Origin of the sequence: Pseudarthrobacter naphthalenicus (assembly GCF_029076445.1) — a bacterium.
GTDB classification, from domain to species: domain Bacteria; phylum Actinomycetota; class Actinomycetes; order Actinomycetales; family Micrococcaceae; genus Arthrobacter; species Arthrobacter naphthalenicus.
The window spans coordinates 179850-196892 of sequence record NZ_JARESG010000005.1 but is presented as its reverse complement, the minus strand read 5'-3'; the positions used below and the strand labels follow the sequence as shown (position 1 = coordinate 196892).

The 17043-nt window shown below is 67.2% G+C and carries 20 protein-coding genes and 1 riboswitch; of the genes, 1 reads left to right on the top strand and 19 read right to left on the bottom strand.

Going from position 1 to position 17043, the window contains the following annotated elements; genetic code table 11:
* Window positions 1-2: 2 nt before the first annotated feature.
* From trpA to hisI, 7 genes are all read right to left on the bottom strand, one after another.
* The gene (gene trpA, locus PY310_RS07275) at window positions 3-812 is read right to left on the bottom strand and encodes a tryptophan synthase subunit alpha (RefSeq protein WP_275213681.1); all 810 of its coding nucleotides are present in this window, start codon (window positions 810-812) and stop codon (window positions 3-5) included.
* On the bottom strand, window positions 809-2137 hold the full coding sequence (gene trpB / locus PY310_RS07270; RefSeq protein WP_275213680.1) for a tryptophan synthase subunit beta: 1329 nt from the start codon (window positions 2135-2137) through the stop codon (window positions 809-811). Before trpB ends, trpA begins: the two co-directional genes overlap by 4 nt.
* A 73-nt stretch (window positions 2138-2210) precedes the next feature.
* Window positions 2211-3032 carry an indole-3-glycerol phosphate synthase TrpC gene (gene trpC, locus PY310_RS07265; protein WP_275213679.1) on the bottom strand — a complete coding sequence of 274 codons (822 nt, stop codon included), beginning with the start codon at window positions 3030-3032 and terminating at the stop codon, window positions 2211-2213.
* A complete protein-coding gene (locus tag PY310_RS07260) occupies window positions 3032-3319 on the bottom strand; it encodes an HGxxPAAW family protein (protein ID WP_275213678.1) in 288 nt (95 codons plus the stop codon). The genes trpC and PY310_RS07260 overlap by 1 nt, the downstream gene beginning before the upstream one ends.
* Window positions 3320-3435: 116 nt before the next feature.
* Window positions 3436-4038 (bottom strand): Trp biosynthesis-associated membrane protein, encoded by a 603-nt coding sequence (locus PY310_RS07255; protein WP_275213677.1) that lies wholly within the window; start codon window positions 4036-4038, stop codon window positions 3436-3438.
* On the bottom strand, window positions 4035-5603 hold the full coding sequence (locus tag PY310_RS07250; protein WP_275213676.1) for an anthranilate synthase component I: 1569 nt from the start codon (window positions 5601-5603) through the stop codon (window positions 4035-4037). The genes PY310_RS07255 and PY310_RS07250 overlap by 4 nt, the downstream gene beginning before the upstream one ends.
* Window positions 5604-5704: 101 nt before the next feature.
* The gene (gene hisI / locus PY310_RS07245; protein ID WP_275213675.1) at window positions 5705-6112 is read right to left on the bottom strand and encodes a phosphoribosyl-AMP cyclohydrolase; all 408 of its coding nucleotides are present in this window, start codon (window positions 6110-6112) and stop codon (window positions 5705-5707) included.
* Between the two features lie 137 nt (window positions 6113-6249).
* Here hisI and PY310_RS07240 point away from each other — a divergent pair, with 137 nt between their 5' ends.
* Window positions 6250-6894, top strand: coding sequence for a TIGR03085 family metal-binding protein (locus PY310_RS07240; RefSeq protein ID WP_275213673.1), 645 nt, complete (start codon window positions 6250-6252; stop codon window positions 6892-6894).
* Window positions 6895-7007: 113 nt separating this feature from the next.
* Here PY310_RS07240 and hisF read toward each other — a convergent pair whose 3' ends face one another.
* The 12 genes from hisF to def all read right to left on the bottom strand — a co-directional run bounded on the left by hisF (window position 7008) and on the right by def (window position 16994).
* Window positions 7008-7784, bottom strand: coding sequence for an imidazole glycerol phosphate synthase subunit HisF (hisF, locus tag PY310_RS07235; RefSeq protein WP_275213672.1), 777 nt, complete (start codon window positions 7782-7784; stop codon window positions 7008-7010).
* Window positions 7785-7795: 11 nt separating this feature from the next.
* Entirely contained in the window at window positions 7796-8656 is an 861-nt protein-coding gene (hisG, locus tag PY310_RS07230) for an ATP phosphoribosyltransferase (RefSeq protein WP_275213671.1), read from the bottom strand.
* Between the two features lie 92 nt (window positions 8657-8748).
* Window positions 8749-9012 carry a phosphoribosyl-ATP diphosphatase gene (locus PY310_RS07225; protein ID WP_028270786.1) on the bottom strand — a complete coding sequence of 88 codons (264 nt, stop codon included), beginning with the start codon at window positions 9010-9012 and terminating at the stop codon, window positions 8749-8751.
* Between the two features lie 106 nt (window positions 9013-9118).
* Window positions 9119-9604 carry a 6,7-dimethyl-8-ribityllumazine synthase gene (gene ribH / locus PY310_RS07220; RefSeq protein WP_275213668.1) on the bottom strand — a complete coding sequence of 162 codons (486 nt, stop codon included), beginning with the start codon at window positions 9602-9604 and terminating at the stop codon, window positions 9119-9121.
* A gap of 34 nt (window positions 9605-9638) precedes the next feature.
* On the bottom strand, window positions 9639-10367 hold the full coding sequence (gene ribA / locus PY310_RS07215; protein ID WP_275213667.1) for a GTP cyclohydrolase II: 729 nt from the start codon (window positions 10365-10367) through the stop codon (window positions 9639-9641).
* A 10-nt stretch (window positions 10368-10377) separates the two neighbouring features.
* Complete coding sequence (ribB, locus tag PY310_RS07210) at window positions 10378-11094, bottom strand: 3,4-dihydroxy-2-butanone-4-phosphate synthase (protein ID WP_275213666.1); 717 nt, start codon at window positions 11092-11094, stop codon at window positions 10378-10380.
* Window positions 11091-11726, bottom strand: coding sequence for a riboflavin synthase (locus tag PY310_RS07205; protein WP_275213665.1), 636 nt, complete (start codon window positions 11724-11726; stop codon window positions 11091-11093). Before PY310_RS07205 ends, ribB begins: the two co-directional genes overlap by 4 nt.
* Window positions 11726-12844 carry a bifunctional diaminohydroxyphosphoribosylaminopyrimidine deaminase/5-amino-6-(5-phosphoribosylamino)uracil reductase RibD gene (gene ribD, locus PY310_RS07200; protein WP_275213664.1) on the bottom strand — a complete coding sequence of 373 codons (1119 nt, stop codon included), beginning with the start codon at window positions 12842-12844 and terminating at the stop codon, window positions 11726-11728. Before ribD ends, PY310_RS07205 begins: the two co-directional genes overlap by 1 nt.
* A gap of 174 nt (window positions 12845-13018) precedes the next feature.
* Window positions 13019-13173, bottom strand: a riboswitch (FMN riboswitch).
* A gap of 40 nt (window positions 13174-13213) precedes the next feature.
* Complete coding sequence (gene rpe / locus PY310_RS07195; RefSeq protein WP_275213734.1) at window positions 13214-13894, bottom strand: ribulose-phosphate 3-epimerase; 681 nt, start codon at window positions 13892-13894, stop codon at window positions 13214-13216.
* 18 nt (window positions 13895-13912) lie between these two features.
* On the bottom strand, window positions 13913-15475 hold the full coding sequence (locus tag PY310_RS07190) for an RsmB/NOP family class I SAM-dependent RNA methyltransferase (RefSeq protein ID WP_275213662.1): 1563 nt from the start codon (window positions 15473-15475) through the stop codon (window positions 13913-13915).
* Complete coding sequence (fmt, locus tag PY310_RS07185; RefSeq protein ID WP_275213661.1) at window positions 15472-16392, bottom strand: methionyl-tRNA formyltransferase; 921 nt, start codon at window positions 16390-16392, stop codon at window positions 15472-15474. Before fmt ends, PY310_RS07190 begins: the two co-directional genes overlap by 4 nt.
* Window positions 16389-16994 (bottom strand): peptide deformylase, encoded by a 606-nt coding sequence (def, locus tag PY310_RS07180; RefSeq protein WP_275213659.1) that lies wholly within the window; start codon window positions 16992-16994, stop codon window positions 16389-16391. Before def ends, fmt begins: the two co-directional genes overlap by 4 nt.
* Window positions 16995-17043 lie beyond the last annotated feature (49 nt).

Here is a 17043-nt window from a genome sequence, read left to right as displayed (position 1 = left end):
GCTTAGGCTACTTCCCGGGCGAGGCCCGAACTCAGGTCGCGGGTCAGATCTGCGACGGCGGCAACACCGCCGTCGCGGATTGCGGCGACGAGCGCCGTGCCCACGATGACGCCCTCGGCGTAGGCGGCGATCTCGCGGACCTGGTCGGCGTTCGAAACTCCGAGCCCCACGCATACACGTTCGGCGCCGGCGTGATGCGCGGCGGCAACCACGTCCTTCGCTGCGCTGCTGACGGAGGTGCGGGCACCCGTCACACCCATGATGGATACCGCGTAGACGAAACCGCGGCTGGCATCAACGGTGCGCTTCATCCGTTCCGGGGTGGAGGAGGGTGCCACGAGGAACACCCGGTCCAGCCCGTACTTGTCCGAGGCCTCGAACCATTCTGATGCTTCGTCCGGAATGAGGTCCGGCGTGATCAGCCCGGCTCCCCCGGCCTCGGCCAGCTTGCGCGCGAATTCATCCACGCCCATCCGGACCACGGGATTCCAGTACGTCATGACCAGGACTGCAGCGTCGGTCTTGCTGGTGATGCCGGCAACCACGTCGAAGACCTGCCGGACGTGGAAGCCCTTGGCCAGCGCTTCGGTGGTAGCCGCCTGGATGACGGGACCGTCCATGACCGGGTCCGAGTAGGGGATGCCGATTTCGATGAGGTCCGCGCCGTTTTCGGCCAGGGCGATTCCGGCGGCGATGGTCTGCTCGACGTCCGGGAAGCCGGCCGGGAGGTAGCCGATGAGCGCCGCGCGCCCTTCGGCACGCGCCTTGTCAATCGCAGCTGCGGATTTGCTGGTCAGTTGCGCCGTGCTCACAGCTGCTCCCCCTCTTTGCCGATTTCGGCTTCCGGTGAATTCTTGTCGAGCAGGTCGAACCATTCCGCAGCCTGGGCCACGTCCTTGTCGCCGCGGCCGGACAGGTTCACGATGATGATCTTCTCGGAGGCCTTGCCGCCGGACTCTTCAGCCTCGGCCGCGAGCCGCTGCCCCACCTTGATGGCGCCGGCGAGGGCGTGCGCCGATTCGATGGCCGGGATAATGCCCTCGGTGCGGCACAGCAGCCGGAAGGAGTCCATGGCTTCGCTGTCCGTAATGGGCTCGTAGCTGACCCGTCCGATGTCGGCCAGGTAGGCATGTTCGGGCCCGACGCCGGGGTAGTCCAGCCCTGCGGAGATGGAGTGGGACTCGATGGTCTGGCCGTCGTCGTCCTGCATGAGGTAGGAGCGGGCTCCGTGCAGGACGCCCGGCTTGCCCAGGGTGATGGTGGCTGCGTGCCGGCCGGTGTCCACACCGTCGCCGCCGGCTTCGAAGCCGAAGATCCTCACGGAGGGGTCGTCGAGGAACCCGTGGAAGATGCCGATGGCGTTGGAGCCGCCGCCGATGCAGGCACAGACGGCGTCGGGCAGCTTGCCGGCCTGCTCCAGGATCTGGGCGCGGGCTTCCTCGCCGATCACCTCATGGAAGTAGCGGACCATGGCGGGGAACGGGTGGGCGCCGGCAGCGGTGCCGAGCAGGTAATGGGTGTGGTCCACGTTGGCCACCCAGTCCCGCAGGGCTTCGTTGATGGCGTCCTTGAGCGTCTGGGATCCGCTCGTCACAGGAACCACGGTGGCACCCAGCAGTTCCATCCGTGCCACGTTCAGGGCCTGGCGGCGGCAGTCCTCAGCGCCCATGTACACCACGCATTCCAGGCCCAGGAGGGCGGCGGCGGTGGCACTGGCGACGCCGTGTTGGCCTGCGCCCGTTTCGGCGATGATGCGGGTCTTGCCCATGCGCTTGGCAAGCAGCGCCTGCCCCAGGACGTTGTTGATCTTGTGCGATCCGGTGTGGTTGAGGTCCTCGCGCTTGAGGAAGACCCGGACTCCCCCGGCATGCTCGGCAAACCGTTTCGCCTCCGTCAGCAGGGACGGTCGGCCTGAGTAATTTTTGTTCAGGTCAGCAATCTGGGCAACAAAGTCCGGATCAGCCTTTGCCTTGTCAAACGTGTCCTCGAGCTCGTCCAGCGCGGCGATCAGGGACTCGGGCATCCAGCGTCCGCCGTAGTTCCCGAAGTAGGGCCCCGGGGCGTGCTTCAGCGACGCGCCCTGCAGGAAGGCTTCCGCCGTATTCTCGTCAACGTGCCCTGAGGGTGCATCAACCATCAGTCTCACCGTCCTGTTCCAGTTGATTGTTCAGAAAGTTTTGTTCGGCCCGCACCGGGACCGGCGTTGCGGGCTAGGCCCGCGCGGCGATGGCGGCAGCGCCGGCCGCGGTGAACTCTGCGATCCGCTCCCGCGGAGTCGAATCGCTCACCAGGGCTTCGCCCACCAGGATCGCGTTGGCACCGCTCGCCGCGTAATGCGACACATCGTCCACACCGCGCACGCCGGATTCGGCGACAACCAGCGCTTCGGCGGGGATCAGGCCGGCGAGTGAGGCGAAAACGGAACGGTCGACGTCGAGCGTTTTGAGGTTGCGGACGTTGACGCCGATGATGCGCGCCTCAGCCGCCACGGCACGGGCGATTTCCTCTTCCGTGTGCGTTTCCACCAGCACGTTCATGCCCAGCTCGCGGCTGAGGGCACTGAAGTCCCGGAGCTCGCTGTCCGAGAGTGAAGCCACGATCAGCAGGATCAGGTCGGCGCCGTGGGCACGGGCCTCCCAGATCTGGTATTCGTCCACGGTGAAGTCTTTGCGGAGCAAGGGGACATCCACGCTGGCGCGGACGGCGTCCAGGTCAGCGAGTGAGCCGTTGAACCGCCGCTTTTCGGTGAGGACACTGATCACGGCGGCGCCGCCGTCGGCATACTGCACGGCCAGTGACGCCGGATCCACGATGGTGGCGAGGTCACCCTTCGAGGGACTGCGGCGCTTGATTTCGGCGATCACCTTGAGCTCGTCGCGGAGTGCCGCGGGGCCGCCAAGTGCTGCCCACGCGTCACGCGCCGGTGCGGCTGCGAGTGCCCGTTCCTTCAGTTCCGCGAGGGAAACCAGACGCTTCCTGGCTTCCATATCCTCCCTGACACCGGCATTGATGTCATCGAGAACGGTGGCCATCAGTGGCCGGAGCTCTTCAGCTTGCTGCCCTCGACGCCGTAGCCCGCTTTACGCATGATGAAGCCGAGGATCAGGCCGAGGACCATCACGCACGCGCCGGCGATGAAGATGGGAGTGTTGGCAATGACAAAAGCGATCGCCGCGATGAGCGCGCCCACCAGCATGACAATCACGCAGGTCCATGCGGCGGGGCTGTTGCCATGGCCCAGTTCCTGGCTGTGGTCAACGCCGATGTGCACGGCAGGGGCCGGGGCGGATTTGGACGCGGATGCGGGTGCTTTGCTCATGTGAATCTCCTCAGGATCAATACTGCTTACATTCTGCCATTTTTTGGCCGCAACCTGCCCATCGGCGGCCCGGGCCACCGTTCGGGCGGCCCGTTCCGGCGTCGGCCGGGAGCGGCTCAGGTGGGATCATCGCCGCGCGAGAGCCTGTCCCAGCTGTCGATCTCGTCCACCGGACCCGCCGGCGGGGCGGAATTCCCCGCCGCGGCACCGGCGGACGCCACGTCATATTTGGTGCGGGACTTCCAGAACCGGCCCGCCGGAATGATCAGCAGCGCGCCGAGCGCCAGAAGAATTCCGACGACGACGGCGAGCACCGGGAACGCGGTCACCGCAGCTCCCGCGCTGCTTCCGGAGACGCCGGTGGCGGCTGCGATGGACCCCTGTGCGGCGGCGAGCGGATCAGCCAGCACGGTGGCAGCTGCGACGATGATGCCGGCCGCTGCGAGGACCACGATGGCCGTGATGACCCACCGTGCGATCTTCCCGGCAATGGACGCGGCCAGGCCGCCGGCAAGGGCCACCAGCGCCAGCGCGGTCACCGCCGTGGCTGCCTTGCTGCCCTGGACGGTGAGGATGTTCTGGCCCCCCACGGTCTGGCCCACCTGGTCCGGATCGAGGGTGACGGTGATCCAGTTTTGTGTTGTGGTGCCGAAGACGGCCAACGCCAGCGCCGCGATCAGCAGGACCAGGGTGGATTTCCGCGCCCAGACCGGGGTCATTCGCTGGCCTTTCCCGGTTCGGGCAGCGTCTCTGCCGTAATGTTGCGCAGCGAACCGGCCGTGTGGACCGCGCGGAGCGGTGCGGCGGCCTTGTTCACGGTTTCGATCGCCTCGGTGGGATTCACCGAGTCCGCCACGATGCCGCCGCCGGCCTGGACGTACGCCCGTCCTTCACGGAGCAGGGCCGAGCGGATGGCGATGGCCATGTCCATGTCGCCGGCGAAGTCCAGATATCCCACCACGCCGCCGTAGATCCCGCGCCGGTGCGGCTCCAACTGGTCCAGAAGCCGGAGAGCCCGGGGCTTGGGGGCGCCTGAGAGTGTCCCGGCCGGGAAGGTTGCCTTGAGGACGTCATAGGCTTTGGCCTCCGGGGACAGCGTCCCCACCACGGTGGAAACAAGGTGCATGATGTGGCTGAACCGCTCCACCTCCATGAACTGGGTGACGTCCACTGTGCCTGCTACACAGACCTTGGAGAGGTCGTTGCGGGACAGGTCCACCAGCATCAGGTGCTCGGCGCGTTCCTTCTGGTCGGCCAGGAGTTCCTCGGCCAAGGCCTTGTCGCCTTCAACGGTCTTTCCGCGGGGCCGGGAACCGGCGATGGGGTGGGTGATGACTTCGTCCCCGGTCACGGTCACCAGGGCCTCCGGGGAGGACCCCACGATGGTGTATTCCCGGCCGTCGGCGTCCTCGAGGCTGAAGAGGTACATGTACGGGCTGGGGTTGGTGTTGCGTAGGACCCGGTAGACGTCCAGCGGTGAGGCGCCGCACTCCATTTCGAAACGGCGGGAGATCACTACCTGGAATACTTCACCGTCCACGATGGCCTCCTTGCCCCGGTCCAGGGCTTCGAGGTAGGCGGGTTCGGCCCAGCGTTCCTGGACGCTGGAGGCGAAGTCCAGGGCGGCGGGTTCCAGGACGGAGACGGGCTGCGCTACCGGTGTGCTGACTTTGGTGAGCAGCGCCTTCACCCGGGCAACGGCGTCGTGCCACGCCTCGTCCACCCGCTCGGAGCTGTTGTCGAAGTTGATGGCGTTGGCGATGAGCAGCACGCTGCCGTCGTGGTTGTCGTGGACGGCCATGTCCGTCACCAGGTTCAGGGCCAGTTCGGGAATGTGGAGATCGTCCTCGGGCGGGCTGGTGAGTCGTTCCCAGTGCCGGACGGTTTCCCAGCCGAGGAAACCCACCAGGCCGGACGTGAACGGCGGCAGACCCTCAAACCGGCTGGTCCGCAACGCTTCGACAGTGTCGCGGATGGCGTCCACGGGGTTGCCGTCCAGGGGCACGCCGGCAGGGGGCTGGCCGAGCCAGTGGGCCTGGCCGTCCTTGGTGGTCAGCGTGGCGCGGGAGTTGGCCCCGATGAAGGAATAGCGCGACCAGGTGCCGCCAACGGCCGCGGACTCCATAAGGAACGTTCCGGGCTGGCCATTGGCCAGCTTCCGGTACAGGCCGATGGGCGTCTCGGCATCCGCCAGCACCTTGAGCGTCACGGGGATGACCCGGCTGGTGGCGGCGAGCTCGCGGAACTCCTCGAGGCCCGGGCTGATCATTCCAAGGTCCTGCATGGTTATGCTTTCCGCCTGTTCTTGTGTGCCGCCGCGGGCGGCGTCAGTCGTTTGCTGGCAAAAGGATGTAAGGCTGCAACGGGTTCCGCCGCAGGGAGTGGCTAGGAGGCCGGGCCCGTCCGGACCTCGAGTGCGCGTCCGTCGAAGCACGTGCGGGTCCCTGTATGGCAGGCCGCCCCGACCTGGTCCACCCTGACCAGCAAGGCATCGCCGTCGCAGTCCATGGCAACGGATTTGACCCACTGGACGTGGCCTGACGTGTCTCCCTTGCGCCAGTACTCCTGGCGGGAGCGGGAGTAGAACGTGACCCGGCCCGTGGTCATGGTGCGGTGCAGCGCTTCGTCGTCCATCCAGCCCAGCATCAGCACCTCGTTGGTGTCGAATTGCTGGACCACCGCAGCGACGAGCCCGGCGCTGTCACGCTTCAGCGCTGCCGCCACGCCGGGTGGGAGCGGGCTGGCGGCGGGGGCAGGGACAGATACGGGGGCGGGGGCGGGCTGCTCAGACATCAGCTCAAGTCTAGTGCCTGTTCAACAGCCGCCTAATATGCCCTGCGTGGCATACAAAACCGTCTGTTACCAAGGGCACCTCTCCCGTGGCGGCTCCGCTGCCCAACTTCCACGCTCTCGTGCTAGTTTCACAAGTGATGCATTACGTTGACCCGTCCCGCGAAGTCCTGGCCGAAACCCTCCTGGCGGCCGGTCCTGATGCCCCCACCCTCTGCCGGGGCTGGCGCACCAGGGACCTTGCCGCGCACCTGTACCTGCGCGAACGCAAGGCTGCCGTGGGCCTCGGCCTGATCATCAAGAGCCTTTCCAAGGCTTCGGACAAGGCCACTGCCAAGCTCGCCGCAAAGCTGAAGACCCCGGACGAGTATGCGGGACTGGTCAATACGTTCCGCGGCGGCCCCCCTGCCCTGTCGCCCATGAAGATCAAGGCCCTGGACGAGAGTTCGAACCTGATCGAATACTTCGTCCACACCGAGGACATCCGCCGGGCCGTGGACCGCTGGGCTCCGCGGGCCCTGGACGAGGCATACTCAGACGCCCTGTGGGACGAACTCATCAAACGTGCCGCCATTCTTTACCGCGGCGTGGATCTTGGCATTGTGCTGGTACGCCCTTCCGGGCCCCGGCACGTGGCCAAGCGCGCCCCCGTGTCAGTGGCGATCGTCGGTGAGCCCGGTGAACTGCTGATGCACGCGCACGGCCGCACCCGCCACGCCCTCGTCACCTTCGAAGGCCAGCCGGACGCCGTCGCCCTCCTTCAGTCCGCCGAAGTCGGCCTGTAGGGTTTCACCGCCCCGCCGGTCCCCAACAAACACCAACGCGGGGTCACTTTTCGCCCGAAAACTGTCGTTTATTGGGCGAAAAGTGACCCCGCGTTGTGGTTAAGCGGGCGGGATTAGCGGACTTCGAAGCCGGCTGCGCGGATGGCGTCCTTGACCTGGGCCATCATGTTGTCCGGGCCCCAGTGGAAGATTGAGGCGGCCAGCACGGCGTCGGCGCCTGCGGCCACTGCCGGCGGGAAGTGGGCCGGCTCCCCCGCGCCGCCGGACGCGATGATCGGCACTTTGACGGCGGCACGCACCAGGCGGATGAGCTCAAGGTCGAACCCGTCCTTGGTGCCGTCCGCGTCGATGGAGTTAAGCAGGATCTCGCCGATGCCGCGGTCCGCGGCTTCCTTCGCCCATGCGACGGCGTCGATGCCGGTGCCCGTGCGGCCGCCGTGGGTGGTTACTTCAAAGCCCGACGGCGTGGGCTCGGATCCCGGACGGGTCCGGCGCGCGTCCACGGACAGGACCAGCACCTGGGACCCGAAGTGCCTGCTGATTTCGTTGATGACATCCGGCCGCGCCACGGCGGCGGTGTTGATGGATGCTTTGTCCGCCCCGAACCTGAGGAGCTTGTCCACCTCGGCCACGCCGCGGACGCCGCCGCCCACGGTCAGGGGGATGAAGACTTCCTCAGCGGTTCGGCGGACCACGTCGAACGTGGTTTCGCGGTTGCCGGAGGATGCGGTGACGTCCAGGAACGTGAGCTCATCAGCGCCGGCGTTGTCATAGCGGTGGGCAAGTTCCACCGGGTCACCGGCGTCGCGGAGCCCCTCGAAGTTGATGCCCTTCACCACACGTCCGGCGTCGACATCGAGGCACGGAATGACTCGTACAGCTACAGCCATGACAATGTCCCCTAGATCCGGCAGGCGTGGATGCTGCTGACCAGGATGGCGCGGGCGCCGAGGTCGTACAGCTCGTCCATGATGCGGTTGGTGTCCTTCTTGGGGACCATGGACCGCACAGCCACCCACTCGGAGTCGCGCAGCGGCGATACCGTGGGTGATTCCAGGCCGGGTGTCAGGGCCGCAGCCTTCTCCACGAGTTCCTTGCGGATGTCGTAGTCCATGAGGACGTACTGCCGTGCCACCAGGACGCCCTGGAGGCGGCGGATGAGAACGTCGATCTCCCTGGCGGTGCCGTTCGCGGCGCCTCCCTTGCCGGTGCGGCGGATCAGGACGGCTTCGGACTTGAGGATGGGGTCACCGAAGATCTCCATGCCGGCGGCCTTGAGCGTATTGCCGGTTTCGACGACGTCGGCAATGGCGTCCGCGACGCCGAGGCGCACGGAGGACTCGACGGCGCCGTCGAGCCGCACCACTTTGGCGTTGACGCCGCGCTCGGCAAGGTAACCGCGGAGCAGGCCGTCATAGCTGGTGGCGAGACGCTTTCCTTCGAGTTCCTCAACCTTGCTGAAGTCCCCCACCGGTCCGGCGAAGCGGAACGTGGAGGCAGCGAAACCCAGGGGCAGGAGTTCCTCGGCCTCCACCTCAGCGTCCAGCAGCAGGTCGCGGCCGGTGATGCCGACGTCGAGGGTTCCCCGGCCGACGTAAACGGCGATGTCGCGGGGGCGGAGGAAGAAGAACTCAATGTCATTGTCCGGGTCCATCATGACCAGCTCGCGGGTGTCCCGGCGCTGGCGGTAGCCCGCCTCGGACAGCATCGCGGACGCGGCTTCGGACAGGGAGCCCTTGTTGGGGACGGCTACTCGCAGCATGGGGGTCTTTCTTGGTTGGGGAGGTCTGTTGATCAGGCAATTCGGGCCACACAAGGCACCGGCCGGCCGGGAAGGCCGCGGCACCGCTGTGGCTAGAGATGCTTGTAGACGTCTTCCAGGGTCAGGCCTTTGGCGAGCATCAGAACCTGCAGGTGGTACAGCAGCTGGGAGATTTCCTCGGCCGCGGCCTCATCGGATTCGTACTCAGCGGCCATCCAGACTTCGGCTGCTTCCTCCACGACTTTCTTGCCGATGCCGTGGACTCCGGACTCCAATTCAGCGACGGTGCGGGAGCCTGCCGGGCGGGTGGCTGCCTTCTCACTCAGTTCAGCGAACAGCGTCTCGAAATTCTTCACGCCCTACAGCCTACTTGCTGCGGGCCCGGCGGCGCCTGTCGGGCCGACGCATGACGGGCGCGATGTGAGGGAACACACACGCGCCCGCCAGCCGTTTGTCGGACTGCTACTTGTACTGCTTGAGCAGAACGGCGGTGGCCAGGGCCGCCGTCACCGCTTCGTGGCCCTTGTCCTCGCTGGAGCCGGGCAGGCCCGCGCGGTCCAGTCCCTGCTGTTCCGTGTCGCAGGTGAGCACGCCGAAGCCCACCGGCACGCCGGTGGAGACGCTCACATCGGTAAGTCCCGCCGTCGCCGCCTGGCATACGTATTCGAAGTGCGGCGTGCCGCCGCGGATGACGACGCCGAGCGCCACCACCGCGTCAAAGTGCGGTGCCAGCCGCGCGGCAGCGACCGGCAGCTCGAAGGCTCCCGGAACCCGCAGGACAGTGGGCTCGCTGATGCCTGCGTCCTTGGCAGCGCGCAGTGCACCGTCCAGGAGGCCGTCCATGATCTGGGTGTGCCAGCTGGCAGCCACGATGGCCAGCCGCAGCTGCGATGTTTCCGCCGGGTTCAGGGTAGTGAGGTCAATATCTGGTGCGCCATGTCCGCTCATGCGTGTAGGTGGTCCGTTCAGTCGTTATGGGGAGTCAGTCGTTGTCAGGGGAGAATGTGTCGGCAGCGGCGACGGGCACTGCTGCAACGTGGGTGTCCAGCGTGAGCCGGTGCTCCATGCGGTCCTTCTTGGTCTGCAGGTAGCGGATGTTCTGGTCGCGGGACGGCACCTCGGTGGGAACCATCTCCACCACCCTGACCCCGGCCTTGGCAAGCCGGTTCTGTTTGTCGGGGTTGTTGCTCAGGAGCCGGACCTCGTGCAGGCCCATCTCCGCGAGAATCTGGGCGGCGGCCTTGTAGCAGCGGGCGTCGACGGGCAGCCCGAGCTGCTCGTTGGCCTCCACGGTGTCGAAGCCGGCTTCCTGCAGGGCATAGGCCTTGATTTTGTTGGCCAGGCCAATGCCCCGGCCTTCCTGTCCGCGGAGGTACAGCAGCGTGCCGCCATACTCATTGATGAGCTCCAGGGCATAGGCCAGCTGTTCGCCGCAGTCGCAGCGGTAGGACCCGAAGACATCGCCGGTCAAGCACTCGGAATGGAGCCTGACCAGGGGCGCAAGGCCGTCCTTGGGAGGATTGGGTGAGCTGACCGCGAGGTGCTCCGCGCCGGTGACCAGGTCAGTCCAGGCCTGCGTGATGAAGTCGCCAAAGGCGGTGGGAAGCTGCACAATCGGCCCGGAGCTGACCGGGTGGGCACGGCCGTTTGCGGCTGCCCCGCGGTGGTGGCCGTTGTGCTGGCTGTCGTCCGAAAGCTCGGAAACCGTCATCGTTACTCCTCTACTCCGCCCGGGCGTCCGGCCCGGTGTGACTGTCGGCGGGAACCGCGGCCCCTGCTTCAAGGTAAACCACCAAATCCTCAATCGAGATCAGGGGGCACCCGTGTTCGGCGGCGAATGCCCGCAGCCCGTCGAGCCGCATCATCTCACCGTCGTCGTACACAACTTCTGCGATCACGCCCACCGGCTCCAGTCCGGCAAGCCGGCAGAGGTCCACGGCCGCTTCGGTGTGGCCGGGGCGTTCACGCACTCCCCCGTTAACGGCCCGGAGCGGGAAAATATGCCCCGGCCTGGTTACAGCGGCCGGTCCGGCCGCCGGGTCTGCCAGCACGCGGGCGGTCAGGGCGCGGTCCGTGGCGGAAATGCCGGTGCTGACCCCCACCGCAGCGTCGCAGGAAACGGTGTAGGCCGTCCCCTTCGAGTCCTGGTTCACGGCCGCCATGGGAGGCAGCTCCAGGGCGTCGGCGCGGTCCCCGGTCAGGGGGACGCAGATGACGCCGGAGCTGTAACGGATGGTCCAGCCCATGAGGGCCGGCGTGGCATGCTGGGCCGCGAAGATGATATCGCCTTCGTTTTCCCGGTCCTCGTTATCGACCACCAGCACGGGCAGTCCGGCAGCCATGGCCCGGACGGCGTCTTCCACGAGGTCAAGCCCCTTGGCTGCGTCAGGGCGCGGCGCGGCCCCGGCGGCGGGCTGGGCGCGGACAGTGGTATTCATCGGGTTCCTCCGTTTGCTGCGCCGGTGCTGAATGCCAGCAGCCGTTCGGTGTACTTTGCCAGCACATCCACTTCCAGGTTGACCCGGCTGCCGGTTTGTTTTGCGCCCAGGCCGGTGTCGGCGAGCGTGGTGGGGATCAGTCCCACTTCGAACCAGGGTTCGGCCTCGGCCGCGGGGCTGACCGCGGTGACGGTGAGCGAAACGCCGTCGATGGCGATGGAACCCTTTTCGGCGATGTACCGGGCCAGGTTCACCGGGACGGCGAAGCGCAGGCGTTCCCAATTGCCCAGGGCTTCGCGTTCCACCAGTTGCCCCACACCGTCCACGTGGCCCTGCACCACGTGGCCGTCCAGCCGGCCACCGGCCGGGACGCAGCGTTCGAGGTTAACCGAATCGCCGGCGTCGAGCTCTCCGATGGTGCTGCGCACCAGCGTTTCGCCCATGACGTCAACGCTGAAGTCCTTGCCGTCAATCTCGGTGGCGGTCAGGCAGACGCCGTTCACGGCAATGGACCCGCCGAGGGCAAGTCCTTCGGTGGTGCCCGGGGCACGCAGCCGGAGGGTGGCGCTGGTATCGCCGTCACGCGCCACGGAAAGGACCTCTCCTTGTTCGGCAATAATTCCGGTAAACATCAGTAGCCTCCCATGGCTGGTTCCGCGGCAGCGCGGGCTGGTTGTGGTTCCAAAGCTTGGATTGGTTCGGGGCGGAGGTGGAGTCTCAGGTCGCGCCCCAGGGTCTGTACCGCGCCACCGCCGGACGGGTCCCAGTCCCACTGCATGGCGTCCGCGAGCGTGGTGATTCCCAGGCCGTTCAGGGCCGGTGTTCCGGAGCCCAGCAGGGTGGGCGCGAGGTAGACGATGAGTTCGTCCACGAGCCGGGCGGCCAGGAAGGAGCTGAGGATGCGTGAACCGCCTTCCACCATGACGTGCCGGACGCCTGCCGCGTACAGCAGCGACAACGCCTCCCGGGGATCGCGCGTGGGCAGGTGGAGCACGTGGCCGTCGTCGCCGTGGATGGCCGCGTCCGCGGGGATCCCGCGCAGGCCCATGACGGCGCGGAGCGGCTGTTTGCCGGCCGTGGTTCCCGATGGATCACGCGCGGTCAGGCGCGGGTTGTCCACCAGCACGGTCTGGGTTCCTACGAGGATGGCGTCGATCCGTCCCCGCAGGGCGTGGTTGTCCGCGAGCGATTCAGGGGACGAAATCCATTGACTGGTTCCGTCCTCGGCCGCTATCCGGCTGTCCAGGGTCTGGGCGATGTGCAGGGTGACGAACGGGCGCCGGGTGGCTACGGCGAGGAACCATTGGCGGTTCAGCTCGAACGCCTCCACGGCGCCAAGCCCGCTCCGTACCTTGACGTCCGCGTTCCGCAGGGTGGCTGCGCCGCCCGCGGCCGGATCATGGGGGTCGTCAACGGCGTACACCACGTCTTTGATTCCCGCGGCGATGATCGCCTGCGTGCAGGGTCCGGTCCGGCCGCGGTGGTCGCAGGGTTCCAGGGTGATGACAATGGTGCAGCCGGTCAGGTCCAGCCCGGCGGATTCGGCCTGGCTGATCGCGTCCGCTTCGGCGTGGGGGGTCCCGGCGCCGCGGTGATATCCGGTCACTAACTGCCGGCCGTCGGCGTCAATCACGACGGCGCCCACCAGCGGGTTTGCTCCGCGCGGCCCGCGCAGGGCTGCTTCAAGGGCGGCCTCCATGGCGGCGGTCTCGGCGGCGCTGAATGCCGTGACCGTATCGGTCCCGGTCATGCGGCGGCCACCATGGTGGCGTTTTGGGCATCCCGTCCTTGGGACAACCTGGCTTCAAAGAGCCATCGCAAGGGGTTCATGTGTGTGTCGTTCCTTCCCTCTAGAACCGCGATGGCTCCGGGGGTATACGACAGCAGAAGGCCGCGGCGCCGCAGTGGCGCCACAGATACAGCTGAACGTGCTTCTCTCATCCAGACTTTAACTGTCGGTACCGGAATTTCACCGGTTCAACCGTCCGCCGGTTCCCTCCCTGGTTGGGGAAAGCGCCGGCTCGCGGGTCGCGGACTGTCACCGCCGGTTCGGACTTACACCGACCCCGGAGCACGTAATGTGTGTTGCTATTGTGCCACAACTGCCAGACGGCCCCGACTATTCCCCGGACCCGCTGCGTAACTTAAGGCTGCCGGCCTCGCGCAGCCGTCCGATGGCCGCGGCAGGATCTTCGGCACCGTAAACGGCGGAGCCGGCCACAAAGACGTTGGCCCCTGCCTCGGCCGCCCGGAGAATGGTTTCCTCGGTGATGCCACCGTCCACTTGGAGGGCAACCTCAAGGCCGGATCCGTCAATGGCGGCGCGGGCGCGGCGGATCTTCGGCAGGGTCAGGTCCAGGAACGCCTGCCCACCGAATCCCGGCTCCACGGTCATAATCAGGAGCATGTCCAGTTCTTCGAGCATATCCAGGTAAGGTTCCACGGCGGTGGCCGGACGCAGCGCCATGCCGGCCTTGGAGCCTCGGGCCCGCAGTTCCCTGGCGAGTTTTACCGGCGCGATGGAGGCTTCGGCGTGGAAGGTCACGGACGCCAGCCCTGCGTCGGCGAAACCGGGGGCCCAGCGGTCGGCATCGGAGATCATGAGATGTGCATCCAGCGGAACGGGGCTGACCGCCTGGATCCGCTGGACCACGGGCAGCCCGAGGGTGAGGTTGGGGACGAAGTGGTTGTCCATGACGTCCACGTGGACGGCGTCGGCGTTGCTGATCCGCTGCAGTTCGGCTTCGAGGTTCACGAAGTCGGCGGAGAGAATGCTCGGGTTGATGCAGCATTGCGGCATGGGTGAACCTTTCACGGGTCAGGCCTTCTTGCGGATGAGGGCCAGGAACATGGCGTCGGTGCTGTGGATGTGCGGCCAGAGCTGGGCCGTGGAGTCGTGGCCGGCGCCCAGCTTTCCGGGCAGGCTTACGCCGTCCAGCACGGCGCCGGCGTCCAGCAGTTCCAGGTCGTCCCGCTTCCGCAGGGCATCGGTGACGACGGCGGTGGTTTCCGCCGGGTGCGGTGAGCAGGTCACGTAGGCCACCACTCCGCCGGGGCGCACGGCGTCCAGCGCTGAGGTGAGGAGGGCGCGCTGCAGCGGACCGAGGTCCGCCAGGTCCTTGGGTGTGCGGCGCCAGCGGGACTCGGGCCTGCGCCGGAGGGCACCGAGGCCGCTGCAGGGCACGTCCACCAGGACGCGGTCGAAGGATTCGGGCTGTTCCGTTCCAACTTCGCGGCCGTCCCCGGTCCGGACGCGCCAGACATCCTTCGGGACTGCGGACAGGGCCTGGCTCACGAGCTTGGCGCGGTGCGGGGCCGGTTCGTTGGCGAGAAGCGTGGCACCCTGCTGCCGGGCGAGGGCGCCGAGGAGGGCGGCTTTGCCACCGGGGCCGGCGCACAGATCGAGCCAGCGTTCACCGGCGCCGTCGGGCGTGTCGGTGCGCGGGCCGAGGTCGACCGCCGCCATGGCCCGGGCCACGAGCTGCGAGCCCACGTCCTGGACCCGGGTGCTGCCTTCGCGCACCGTGGCGAGCCGGCCGAGGTCCCCGCCGCTGGAGAGTGCCGAGCCTTCCACGAGTTCACCGGGGGTGGCCCCGTTTTCCAGGGCCTCATCCAGGCTCCCGAGGCCCGGCAGGGCAACCAGGTTGACCACCGGGGCAGCGTTGTCCGCTTCCAGCAGGTCATTGATCTCCGCGGCCGAACGTCCGTGCGCCACCAGGGACTGCCGCATGGCCCGGACAATCCATTCAGGGTGGGCATAGCGGATGGACGCGATTTTTGTTTCGTCGCTTTCCCCTGCCACCAGGAGGTCCAGCCACTCTTCGAGCGTGTGGGCAGAGACCTTCCGCAGCACCGCATTGATCAGCGCGGAGGGGCCGGCGCCGATCACGGCCCGGGCCAGGCCAACCGTCTGGTCCAGCGCGGCGTGCGCCGGAACGCGCATGGCCAGCAGCTGATGGACGCCGATCCGCAGGGCATCAAGAATGGCGGGGTCGAGCTGGTCCAGTGGACGGTCCACACAGCGGGCCAGGATGGAGTCATAAGTGCCTTGCCCGCGCAGGGCACCGTAGCTCAGTTCAGTGGCGAAGCCGGCGTCGCGCTTGTCCAGGCCGTGATGCCGGATGCGTGACGGGAGCACCAAGTTCGCGTACGCGTCCTCGGAGGCCACGGCGCGCAGGACTTCGAAAGCCACCAGCCGCGCAGGATCCGCCCGGCGCGTGCGCTGCGCGGGAGCATTCTCGGTGAAACTCTTCTGGGAGCTCCGGTTCCGTTCCCGGCCCTGGGCATTGCGCGTGCTCGAATCGCGCGGTCCACCCTTGCCGCGGCTGCTTCCGCCGCGATCTCCACCCCGGGCACCTGTATTACCGCCGGACCCGCTCATTCGAACACCACACTTTCACGTGAAGCCATACCCCGTGCCCAATCGGCCGCGGCCATCATTTTCTTGCCGGCAGGCTGGATCCCTGTCAGCTGCACCGCGTGGGACCCCGTTCCTACCAGAACGTTTTTTTCCTCAAGGCGGACCGTCCCGGGCTCAAGATCCGACCTGTCGGGCCGGAGCTGAACGGGTTCCAGCTTGACCCGCTGACCCGCCAGCGTGGTCCAGGCCCCGGGCTCGGGAGTGACCCCCCGTGCGCGCCTGCTGATGGCCAGGGCGGGCTGCATCCAATCGAGCCGGCCGTCGTCGATGGTCAGTTTGGGTGCCAGCGAAACTTCCCCCTCCTGAGGCCGGGGCGCAGCCTTCCCTGCCTCCACCGCGGACAAGGTCTGAGACAGCAGCACGGCGCCGCTGCGGGACAGCCGCTCCAGCAGCGCTCCGGAGGTGTCGTTTGGGCCAACGCTCTCGGTCAGCGTCCCGAAGACGGGTCCGGTGTCCAGCCCTTCCTCCAGCAGGAAGGTGACAGCTCCGGTCACGTCATCACCGGCAATGACGGCACGCTGCACGGGCGCGGCGCCGCGCCACGCGGGAAGGAGGGAGAAGTGAAGGTTGATCCAGCCGTGCGGAGGGACCTCGAGCGCGGCCCGGGGAATCAGTCCCCCGTAGGCCACGATGGCGGCGACATCGGGTTTGGCGGCGGCGATCTGCGCCGTGACGGCGTCGTCAACGCGGGTGGCGTGGATGACGCCGATGCCGAGTTCTGCGGCGCGGGCGGCAACGGGCGACGGCGTCAGCACGCGTTTGCGTCCCAGCGGCGCGTCCGGGCGGGTCAGGACGGCAACGACGTCAAAGCCGGCCTTAACCAGTGCGTCCAGGGAGGGAACGGCGACGGCCGGTGTACCTGCGAAGAGGACCCTCATGAGTTCGTGCCACCGAAACCGGACCCGCCGAAGCTGCCGCCCCCAACGTTGCCGCCACCAAAACTGGAGCCGACGGTCTTGGCGCGCTTCGCCGTCGTGCGTTCTGTGATGGCGTCATAGTTGGCATTCCGGATGGAGCGCAGCGCAGTCTTCCGGTCTTCGCCTTCGAGGCGGTCGGTGTAGAGGATGCCGTCCAGGTGGTCGGTTTCGTGCTGGAAACAGCGGGCCAGCATGCCCTCGCCCTCGACGGTAACGGGGTTCCCGTGCAGGTCCACTCCCGTGACCTTCGTGGCCCTGAACCGGCGGACGGGGAATCCCAGTCCCGGGATGGAGAGGCAGCCTTCTATGTGGTCGGCCTGGTAGTCGTCGCTGTTTTCCAGCACCGGGTTGATGATGTGGCCGTCAACGCCGCCCACACGGTAGGTAAAGATCCGCTTGCTGACACCAATCTGGGGCGCGGCGAGGCCGGCCCCTTCCACGTCTTCCATGGTCTCGGTCATGTCTGCAACGAGCTTGGCCAGCTCGGGCCCGAATTCCGTCACAGGATCGGCCACTGTGCGGAGCACGGGATCACCAATGATGCGGATATTCAGAATGGCCATGTGCTGTTTTTCCTCACGGTGGGTGTTGGTGAACCTACCCAGTTTAGGT